The sequence below is a fragment of the Halorubrum laminariae genome (assembly GCF_024494655.1).
GTDB lineage: Archaea > Halobacteriota > Halobacteria > Halobacteriales > Haloferacaceae > Halorubrum > Halorubrum laminariae.
Window position 1 is genome coordinate 14,016 of the sequence record NZ_JANHDL010000017.1, and the last position, 10,853, is coordinate 24,868.

The window sequence follows — 10,853 nt, forward strand, 5'->3', positions numbered from 1 at the left end:
ACCGTCGCTCGACTCGACATTTTCTCACAATGAGGTGTCGATGACGCTTACTCGATGTGGCCTTCTCGTCGATCGAGCAGAGACGCTCGCTCGGCTGTACGCCCACCATCGGGATTGGACAGTCGTTGAAGAGAAATGGATCGACGAGCGAGTCGACCAACGGAGTACGCGCGGCAGTTCGAAAGGGATCTACCGCGCCCTCAGCTCCCGGTTCAAGACGGCTGGTAGTGAACTCCCGTCGATCGTCCAACTACCTTCTGTGCTTGACCAGTGTGAAACAGTGCGCGACAAAGCACAGGTACTGTATTTCTACTTGCTCGAAGATGACTCGCTCGTACAGTACACCATCCATCGGTACGTCGATCGGCTTCCGGAATCTGGTGTCGCCGGGCTGGACTTCGAGCAAGAGACGATTGAACGACTCCTGAACGAGTTTCATTATGGCGACGGGAGTGAGTTTGGCTATGCAGAGTCGACAACACGTCGCTGGGGAGAAGGGATCCGATCAGTAATGCGAGAGATCGGTGTGCTCGACTCACAACAGACCCAGCAGGGACAAATTCCCAATCTTGGATCGACACCATTACTCGTGGCGTCAGGATACTCGTGGGAAACTCATGGCGATGACTGGCTCTCTCAACCGACTGGCTGGCTCTACCTCTTCCAGCCGGACCAGTACTGGGACTCCTTGGCCGAACGTCTGAGCGACGATTCAAACTGGGAAGCGAGCGGCATTCACGGTGAACTGAGACTCCAGCCGATTGATGACACATACAGTTGGGCTGACCCGTGGGAGGGCGAAATATGACGGACGAAGACTGGTTCGCCGCCGATGTCGGGAGCGATTTCGAGGAGTCTGTCCGTATCGACCGGGAAGACGACGGTAGTGATCACCGACTGGAATCGATCGACACCTACCACGTGACCGACGAGTCTGAGGAGTTCCTGTCCGACTTCTTCTCACGACTGCTCGGTCGTTCCGAGGACATGCGGTCGGGCGCGAACTACTGGCTCTACGGATACTACGGGAGCGGAAAAAGCCACCTCCTCAGCGTGCTCCGCGGGCTGTTGGATAGTGACTGGCTGCGGTCGCGAGACGATGTCTGGGGACAGCTCACCGACGGCCGTGAACTGGATACGCTTCAGTCCACGTGGTCATCGATCCACAATGAATACGAAGTCATCCCAATCTCGGTGAACCTCCTGAAGCATCAGGGCCAGAAGAAACTGAGCTTCAGCGAGATCGTCCTCCGCGGTGCTCACACATCGGAACGGCTTACGGGCGTTGAGGGTGGGCTCTCGCCGCAACTTGATGTCGCATTCTTCGAGGACTGGTACCGGACGACCGGCGCGTGGGATGACCGAATTACCAACATCCAAACGGCACTCCGGAGTACGGTCGCCACTCCCGAAAAGTACGACTGGGACGACGTTCAGCAGTATAATGCTCTTGCAGACGCTGTGCTTCCCACACTATTCGAAGAAGAAACCGGCACGGCGGACGGTCTAGATGATCTGATGCCGTCGGATCTCGACCCACAAGCGATGGTCGAGCGTCTCGAACAGTTGCGGAGCGACCGCGAAGATGAACTTGGCCGCCCAATCAAACTCGTACTGTTGCTCGACGAGGTCAGCCTCTTCATCGGAACAGATTTCGACCGACTCACCGAGTTGCAGACGCTCGCAGAGAGCGTCGACGAGACGGGCGACGGCGACATCCAACTGGTGGCAACTGCACAAGCTAAAATCGAAGACGTCCAGCCACAGTTCGCAGCTCGCGGGGCTGACTTCAGTATCGTCAAGGATCGATTCCCACACCGGTTTGGCCTTCCAAGCCGCCACGTCGGCGAAATATCGAGACAACGCCTACTCAAAAAGTCGGGATCAGGGAGAGAGAACACCGAAGACGTCCTCGAGCGAACCAGCAACGAACCTCAGACACTACTGGTGTACTCGGGTATCGAGCAGAATACCGAACCGCCACTCGACGACATCGACCACGAGCGCCTTGTCGAGTTCTATCCGTTCCTCCCGTATCAGCCACCGCTGTTCCTCGAGATCCTCTCAAACCTCCGGCAGGAAGCGCATGACCCGGCGAAGTCGATTTTCTCGGGAACTGCACGGGCAATTCTGGCCCTCGTCCATGGACTGCTTGAAGAGTGGATCGCAGCCTGTAACAGGACGCACGTCATTTCGCTGGTCGACTTCTACGACCTCATCGAACCGGAACTCGATGACATCACGCCACAGGATGTGGGAGTTATCGAGGAGATTGAGGAACGGCACGAGGCAGGCGAACTAGAGAAGCTCGATGTTGACGTTGCAAAGGCCGTGTTGCTCCTCCAGCACATCCCGGATACGATTCCGATGTCCGAGCGGAATCTCGCAGTCGCCGTATTAAGCGACCTTGACGGCCCGACGCAGTTCCAGATGGAGAACCGCGTCGAGGACTCACTCCAACGGCTTCGAAAATTCATCCGCCCGACGCACGACGAAACAGGGGCGAAGTACGCGTTCACCCATCCCGAAGAACGTGAGATCATCGAGGCCTCTGAACAGAACTTCGAGAGCCCGGATTGGCAGTCCATTATTGAGGCTGTGGACGGGTATCTCTGGGCGGACATCGTTCGTGACCTCTCGCTCCCAACCTCGGCCGAGTACCCGGATACCGATGAACAGTATCCTGTTCGCTACGAATTCCGTATCGACGGAGTCGAACTCGAGACGACGGTCGACGCTGCGGACGCTCTTGATGTCGAAGTCGCCGTCGGTGGGATTTCTCCCACGACAACTGGTGTCGACTCCGACGGCGACCCGCTCGAATGGATGATCGGGCAGGACGGACTCGATGATCTCCGAGAGAGTCTCATCGAGTGGTGGTCGCTCAGGGATGCTGTCGGAGACAACACACTTCCACAGTCTGTTGAGCGTGATCTTTCCGATCGCGCAGCACGCGTGCAGAGCAAACTCGTCGAGGCGCTCAAAAGCGGGACGTTCGACGTCACGGATCGCGGCGATCAGATCGGGGGCATGGTCTCAGGAGTCGAAGAGTACCTCGACGTCAACTACCCCGACGACTTCCACCCCGTAATGCTGCAAGTTGGCGACGAGCACTTACAGGAACTCCGAGGACTCTCTGCACAGGATCCGCTCCCGACGTGGGGCCAGCAGATCGATGTCGCAACCGAAGATCCGGAAACGCACGGGGGGTCGATCCAGAACAATGTGCGCGCCTTCACGGGCCAACAGTTGACACAACGCGGCGGGAACCTCGCGATGGCGACAATCCTCGACGGCATCGTCGAGAGAAAACCGATCTACGAGGACGCTCGCCCCGCGCTGTGTGCAATTATCTGGGGCCTCTGCCGGAAAGGAGACTTCCTGCCCGTCGACGAGACAGGAGACTCGCTTGAACTCGACGCCGTCATCGACCTGACCAAGCTGACGACGACGCGTCTGACGATTGCGAAAGGCGACGGCGTCGGAACGATTCTTCGCGAAGGCGGGTTTATGGACTCGACAGAGACGATTCCGGACGGTATCGTCAGACTCCAGTCTGCGAACGACACACTCGCGGGGCGATTCGGGAGTCTCGTGGAAGACGTCACCTTGGTCGCCGAAAGTGACATTCAATCACGCGCCGTCCATGGCCTGCTTGAGTCGTTTGGTGAGGCGCTCGAGGCTGCCCAGCAGAACGCGATCGAGCGGCGTGAGGAAGTCAAATCACGTGACACCGAGTGGAAAGACATCGTCGAGGCAACCAACGCCGCCCGAGAGTGGTACGACGAAGCCAAAGAAGTGTGGAGTTTGCGCCTCGCCGCGCTCACACGAATAGACTCACAGCTGACGCTCGCCCAGCAGTCGTACGGCTGGCTGACCGAGGAGTGCGAAACAGCCAGCCAGACGCTTCGCGAGAGCATCACCTCCTATGAGGGAGACTGGTGGACACATGATGGGTGGGATCGGTTTAACGACGCTCAAACAACCACACCGGCGCTCGATACCGCGATCGATGCCGCATGGGACTCGTTCCACACAGAAACAGAGATCGATGCGGTCATCGACGAGGTACAGGACCATCCATGGATTCGTCCCGCGAGCGAGTTCGGGTCGAACGTTCGACCAGCCTTTGAGAGCACCTACATCACACCGCTTCGTCGGGCTGTCTCGTGGTATGACGGCGTCTCGAACGCAGTGTCGACAGTAACCAGCGGAACGACCAACACCGAGGCTGACGAGTATATTCGCGCAACGAACACACTACTCGACAGCGAACCGCTCGCTGTGGATGCTGGTCACGTCAATGAATTACGAGAGACATTCGACGAGCTCCAGACACTGGTTGGGGACCACTCGCCCACAGATATCACGGCGATTGGGATGCTCCCGTCAGATCGCGAATCACTGGACGCAGAACTGGACCGACTCAGTGATCGTCATGACCTCAGTATCGAGCGAACTGAGACGGGGGTGATCATCCGATGACGACAGACCGTCCCTTCCATGACTTCACAGAGCGGCTCGCACAATTTGCCGACGGGCGACGCGGCATCAGAAACCCGTTCGTGATCGTTCCCGTCAAGCCGGAATACGAGCGACGGATCGCCGAACGGCTCACTGAGTGGGCAACGAACCCGCATCGAACAGAGGAGTTCCCTGATGACGGAACCGTCCAAGTCCTCCAATTGGACGAGTTGTTCGTTGAGTCCGGCGTCTTCGAACTCGCGGTCGATCTCGGCACGAATAGCCACCCAGCGACCATCACCGAAACGATGCAAGACCGATTAGCCGAGGAACTCGTTGCGGTGATGGTCGAGCAAATCGATGCGCCAGCTCAGCAGCGTCACGTTGTGCTTCTCACGAACCTTGGGAGCCTCTACCCGTTCACGCGAGCATCGGAACTCCTCGACGAACTCGACCGCCGTAACGTTCAGTCGACGATCGGGATCCCGTTCCCCGGCGACATCGTCGGTGGGAAACTGAGCTTCTTCGGCGAGGAATCGCGCAACTACTATCCAGCCCACCAGATCGACGGCCGGGTTGAAGGGGTGCACCTCCAATGAGCGACGCATACATTCACGACATCTTCCAGCAGTCACCGACCCGCGAACTCGAGGAAGTCCAGAAGGTCAATGCCAGAGCGCAGGCCGAAAACGATGTCCGTGAGTTCTACGAGACCGACAGCGCTCGCGACGTACTCACCACGCTCGGGACCCTCGTCGATAAGTATCCACAGGAAGAGCCACGCTTCCTCTATATTGCCGCGACCTTCGGGTCGGGGAAGACGCACCTCCTGAAGCTCATTGGATTCGCTGCTGACATCGATTCAGAGTTTGCTGACCTCGGCGAAGAGTTAGCGAACAGATGGCCGGGCTTCCAGTCGTTCCGGCAAAGCGTTGCCAAGTCTCACGTTGACCGGCTGAAGCCCGTCTTCTTGAATCTCCTCAACCGGGACGCCTCACAAGAACCGCCACTCCCATACCTCATTTACGAGGCAATCGGTCGCGAACTCGGGTATCCCACCGACCCGAATTGGCTGCTCGAGTGGGCGTGGCAACTCGATATGAATCACGGTGACTGTTGGGAACAGCTACAGACCATCGAGCACGACGGGCAGACGTTCGAGGAGGTGTACGACGAACGAGCATCGCTACGAAGTTGGCTCTACGACGCCGTTCCGACACTCGATGACTCACCGTTCCCATCTCGGGAGAAGGTCAAGCAGTCGATCGACGACGCCATTGAGGAGGTCGACCCCGACGAGTTCGACCCGGACGAACTTGTCGACCGTGTCGAAGCAGCGCAAGAGTCGCTGAGCACGCCTGAGACCGAGACGGAATTGCTGATCGGGCTCGACGAGGTGGCGCTGTTCATTGGCGATGGCCGGCATCGCTACAGAGAGTTCCAAGAGACGATGGAAGCGCTGACGGAGTTGGGCGTCGGGCCCAACCCGCCAGTCATCGGGACTGGACAGTATCCGATCGAGCGCATCCACGGCGAGTTCGACGATACCGCAGTCACGGAGCAGCCGTGGTACGGCGCTCAAGAACCGCTCGAGGGTGCTGACACCGAGATCATCGTCCGGAAGCGGTGGCTACAGAAGGAGACCGAGGGTGGACAGGCCGTCGAATCCGCGCTCCGGGAAATGCCCGACCTGACGCTCGATGCATACACCGACATTGCCGGCGCTGACCCGGACGCAATCGAGTCGTACCCGTTTCGCAAGTACGATCTCGGGCTGCTCAGGACGGTGATTCAACAACTGATGCCACGGGGACGCGTGACTGAAGAGGAGTACGTACAGGGTCGGGCGTTGCTCATCCTCGTCCGTTCACTGTTCACGCGGTTCGAGTGGGGTGACAAGCAGGTCGGAGCGCTCGTCACGTGGGACGAGTTGTACGACCTGTTGGTCGAAGAGACGACCTACATCCCGCTATGGGTGCAGGAGATGGTCGAGAACAAGCTCATTCCCTCGGCCGGTGGCGACGAGGATGCGTTCTCGGTTCGCGTTGCGAAGGCGCTGTACCTGCTGAATCAGGTGCGTTCCGAAGTGCCGTCGACGCCGGCGAACCTCGCCCGACTGATGGTCAAGTCGACGTCCGAGTCGTTCGACTCCGTCCGAAGCGACGTCGAATCGGCACTCTCCGATCTTCTCGAGGATCGGAAGGTGCTAACGGAGACGAACGACCGCGGTGACGAGGAGTACCTGCTGGTCTCCGAAGAGCAGGAGGACATTCTGACGCGGGCGAAGACCCGCGCACAGCAGATTCCGTCGCATCGACTTTCGGCCAAGTTGGAGAACTCCCTTCGAGAGGGAAGCGACCTCCTGCTCTCTGAGGGCAGTCGACACGAGGTGGATCTCGAGAGTGAGCGAAAAGTCCCACTCCGGTTCGGCTACTCCGTCCTCGATCCTATCGAGCAAGCACCGACGCCGGAGTTTGACGCCGTGCGTGTTCGTCTGGTTGCGGGCCGCGACGAGGATATTAGTGATCAGGTTGACGCATGGCAGTCGACGAACAAAGGCCGAGACGGGGGCGAGCACGTCCTCGTCGCCGTCGAGCTACAGGGATCGACGATCGGCCGCTTGCGAGACGTGATGGGCATGCAGGAGGTGCTGTCAGAAGAGACGGAAACGTATCCGGACTTGGAGTCCGACCACCGTGACGAACAGCGGGCGCTCGAGTCGGCAATTCGCGAGCAACTTGAGGAAGCGGATGTCTACGTCCGAACTGGTGGGACAAACGGGCGATACGGGGATGTGTTCGAGCAGATCGTGGAAACGCAAGTCCAGTCCGTGTTCAGTGGGACGCGTTTCGTCCTAACCAACGGAATCACCGAAGTCGAGGACACCAAGCAGATGGCGAGGTTCTTCCGGGGTGTCGACGACTGGCCGCTCTCGAACGAGGACGCAGTCACGCTGGGTGTGGATACCGACCGGGCAGAGCTAACCGACGGCTGGTGTCAAGAATTCCTCGATGAGTACGAAGACATCCAGTCGCTCCGTGCCGAAGACCTGCTTGCCCAGACCGTCCAGCGCGGGGGCACGTATCGCGGGACACCGCAGGAATCGATCTCGGCACTCTTGATTACGCTCGCAACGGCTAACAAAATCACGCTTCGCCGTGACGACGAGTACATTACCGAACCGGACGAGGTTGGACGAGCGGTCAGAAACAAGACGAACCTGACCGACGTACAGATCCGTTTCGAGTCGATCGTAGATCCCAATCCAGAGCAGATTCGGGAAACCGTCGAGACGCTGATCGACAAAGAGACAGAGGGAACCGATCCCGATGCGTGGCTCTCTGAGTTAGCAGAGTGGATAGATGAGAACAGCGTGTTGGTGAAACGCGTTTTCCGAGGCGTCAGCAGAGAGTTCGGCGAAGGCGCTTCGCTAGACGAGCTCGAAACGGCTCTCCAGCCCGGACTCGGTGGCGAATCTATCGAAACAAATGATTTCACATCCGACCAGATCGAACAACAGTCCGAACGTTTCGCTCGGGCGAGAGGACTCTTCCGGTCGGTCGAGGATGGTGACTCCCTCTGGGAGCAGTTCAGCCGGCGAACGACGGAGATGCAGCGGCTCTACCCCGGCGCGGACATCACGGGAGAGATGCAAACGATCGTCGGCGGGGGCGAAGTGCCAGATGCCGACCGACTTCGAGCAACGATTGACGAAGCCGACGATCATAGACGAACCGTCGTCCGCGAGCAGTACGAACGCATCACGGGAGAGTCGCCGCCGGACGAAGAGCCCGAGAGCGTGGTTTCCAGTCTTGCGACGTGGCTCTACGCTCACGATGGGAGCAGCAAGGAAACTGCCGACCGCGTCGCAGTCGAGTTCGACGGTGTAATCATCGATGATCTCTACGAACTCTTCGAGACGGCGTGGAACGGTGACTCGTTCTCGGAGGAAGACCTCGTCGACTCGACGGTCGTTCAGCAAGCCAAGCGGTACGAACGGGCACGGCAGCTCCTCGAAGCATCCAATAACGAGGCCTCACTCTGGTCGCAGCTTCGAGAGGCATCGGAACGGCTGGAGAAAGAATACCCGAACCACCCAGTTACGACCGATGTGAGCGAGATGCGCAGTCGGTCGCAGCCGCCGAGTGTCGAGGATGTTGAACAGTTCCTTGACGAGGCGGAGAACCCATTCGAGGTCGACAAGCGACTCGAAGAACTCGCTAGTGAGCTACAGTCCGAGTATCCCAACCACGATCTCACGAAAGAAGTTGTTGGAGCAGTAGAGGGAACCACCCCACCGCGTGAAGAACGCGTAGGTGACCTAATCGAAGAGGCCGGGCAGTTGCTCGACGGTGTTGACGAGCAGTTGCGGCGGATTCGGGAGATCATGGATGAACTACCGGATAGCTCAGTGGTGATGATCGAGCCGGGCGACTGACGCTTTGGTGTTGCATAATGGCGAACTCATTCATATTCAGTTCGCAAATACGCAACATAGTATGGATTCACTTCGGGTTCAGCTCCCCGGAACAACCATCTTGTACTAACGGTCCACTGAAGCAGAGCTTCAGGCGTTAGGAGCACTTCATGAAAACCGGACGGTATCGTGACTTGGTGAGGAACTCACCCTCGCTGCAGAACGAGCAGGCCAATCTGGAGGCTGCTAGTGGATTAGATCAGCCCCTCTCTCATCATCCAGCTTCGTGATTGTCTCATCGTCGGCGAGGCCATTGGTGACGACTTCGGGACGCGCTGAGAGTGAATACCGATAGTGCCGGCCACCGCGTTGTCCGCGATTGATTTCTTCCATCTTCGCGACACCGTTGATGACAAGATCGTTCAAAAGGTCTCGAACCGTTCGTGCAGTGACCGCATCAGTATCAGCGAGGCGCACAGCATGTTCGTACCACGCGTAGAAGGCATCCATCTTCGCGGGGAGTTCACCTTCGGCATCCAGCGCTAGTAGAGTGTATGCGACAATTTTTCCCTGCGGTGATAGCGACGCGATCTCACTTACGATCGCGCCCTGTTGGATTTCTTCTTCGGCCCGACGGACATGATCCTCAGTTACTAAGTTGGTGTCGCTGCTGCGAGCCAGATCGCCCGCAGTATACAGCAGATTGAGAGCCGTTCGGGCGTATCCGGAACGCTTCGCAGCGAACGCCGCAGTGATTGGGACTACGTCATCGGTGAGTACGCCATCATGGAACGCGTCAGAAGCACGATCTTCAAGAATTGTTCGGAGCTCGTTCGCATCATACGGCGGGAAGTGGATTTCGTGCTCACAGAGCGTCGATTTGACGCGAGGATCGAGCGAATCGCGAAACGTCGAATCGTTCGTAATGCCGATCAGGCCAACTTTCGTCTCATCGGGATCGACGAATTTAGCCGAGTTGCGGTTGTTACAACGGCCGAGTTTGTAGAGGACGTTGTCACTCGTCCCAATATTGTCGATTTCGTCGAGTGCAATCAGGACGTGCGTGGAGTCAATCTCTCGGAGTTCCTCGAACAGCATGTCGTATACGTCGCCTTCGGGGTACCCTGTCGTCGAGATACTCGATCGTGGCGTCGGCTCGCGAAGAACATTCACGAGGTTAACAGCTACCTGATAGCTCGTGTTGAGGTCTCGACACTCCATCTGGACGGCCGCTACGTCGACACCGTCGATGCCCTCAGCATCCTCTTGGACACGATCGAGCACAAGGTGAGTACCGACGGTCTTCCCGACACCAGTCGGACCGTACACGAACACATTGCGCGGTCGTTTTCCACGAATCACCTCGGAAAACATCTGGAGGTAGCGATTCAACACGTCGTCGCGTTCCAGAATCCGATTTGGGTCGTAGTCGTCCCGAAGCACATCCTCATCAAGGAAGATTCCGTCTTCGGGTGTGAGGTGACCGAGATTACCCATATTGTCTTTACACACAGTTTGTATATAAAACCGGGGCTTCAACTGTTTCGAATGACCCCACACAGACACTCCACTGTTTCGAGTGTTCCGGAGAGAATTGGGGTGGGATATGTCCCAAGTGGAGTTTGGCGACCTTGTTATATGAAAACAATTATCAAGGAGGTATGAGAACAGTACCCATATACCTGCTTTTAGACAATTGTGGTAGGGTAGTAGAGAAGTTATTGGTGTTATTCTGTCCAACACTTCTTGGCTATCCCGCGAACACTTGAAACAGTGGAGTGTGGGTGGTTCCAGTCAATGTTTCATGTAGACTATACGGCCATCGGTCTCGGCGCGCTGAACCCGCACTCGTGGATCGCTTCGGGGGCAAGCCCCGTGTCATTCGCCTCGACTGCCTGAATAGTCTCATTCAGTGCGACCTGAACACTCGAAACGGTGGAGTGTGTGACCCCACGAGAGTGCCGTTCGTTCG

5 protein-coding genes are annotated in these 10,853 nt (G+C 57.7%); 4 read left to right on the top strand and 1 reads right to left on the bottom strand.

The genetic code is table 11. The annotated features are described in order from the left end of the window. Nucleotides 1–40: 40 nt before the first annotated feature. Genes NO887_RS16895 through NO887_RS16910 form a run of 4 tightly spaced genes read left to right on the top strand, consistent with a single transcriptional unit; the run spans nt 41 to nt 8,902 of the window. Nucleotides 41–808 carry a BrxA family protein gene (locus NO887_RS16895; RefSeq protein WP_256419349.1) on the top strand — a complete coding sequence of 256 codons (768 nt, stop codon included), beginning with the start codon at nt 41–43 and terminating at the stop codon, nt 806–808. Next, complete coding sequence (locus NO887_RS16900) at nt 805–4,485, top strand: hypothetical protein (protein WP_256419350.1); 3,681 nt, start codon at nt 805–807, stop codon at nt 4,483–4,485. The genes NO887_RS16895 and NO887_RS16900 overlap by 4 nt, the downstream gene beginning before the upstream one ends. Continuing rightward, nucleotides 4,482–5,063 (top strand): BREX protein BrxB domain-containing protein, encoded by a 582-nt coding sequence (locus NO887_RS16905; RefSeq protein WP_256419351.1) that lies wholly within the window; start codon nt 4,482–4,484, stop codon nt 5,061–5,063. The genes NO887_RS16900 and NO887_RS16905 overlap by 4 nt, the downstream gene beginning before the upstream one ends. Further along, entirely contained in the window at nt 5,060–8,902 is a 3,843-nt protein-coding gene (locus NO887_RS16910) for a hypothetical protein (protein WP_256419352.1), read from the top strand. The genes NO887_RS16905 and NO887_RS16910 overlap by 4 nt, the downstream gene beginning before the upstream one ends. A 225-nt stretch (nt 8,903–9,127) precedes the next feature. Here NO887_RS16910 and NO887_RS16915 read toward each other — a convergent pair whose 3' ends face one another. Further along, nucleotides 9,128–10,378, bottom strand: coding sequence for a Cdc6/Cdc18 family protein (locus tag NO887_RS16915; protein ID WP_256419353.1), 1,251 nt, complete (start codon nt 10,376–10,378; stop codon nt 9,128–9,130). Nucleotides 10,379–10,853: the final 475 nt, after the last annotated feature.

Coding starts and splice junctions, on each gene's coding strand:
- NO887_RS16895 (WP_256419349.1), top strand. CDS start 41: ATGACGCTTACTCGATGTGGCCTTCTCGTCGATCGAGCAGAGACGCTC.
- NO887_RS16900 (WP_256419350.1), top strand. CDS start 805: ATGACGGACGAAGACTGGTTCGCCGCCGATGTCGGGAGCGATTTCGAG.
- NO887_RS16905 (WP_256419351.1), top strand. CDS start 4,482: ATGACGACAGACCGTCCCTTCCATGACTTCACAGAGCGGCTCGCACAA.
- NO887_RS16910 (WP_256419352.1), top strand. CDS start 5,060: ATGAGCGACGCATACATTCACGACATCTTCCAGCAGTCACCGACCCGC.
- NO887_RS16915 (WP_256419353.1), bottom strand. CDS start 10,378: ATGGGTAATCTCGGTCACCTCACACCCGAAGACGGAATCTTCCTTGAT.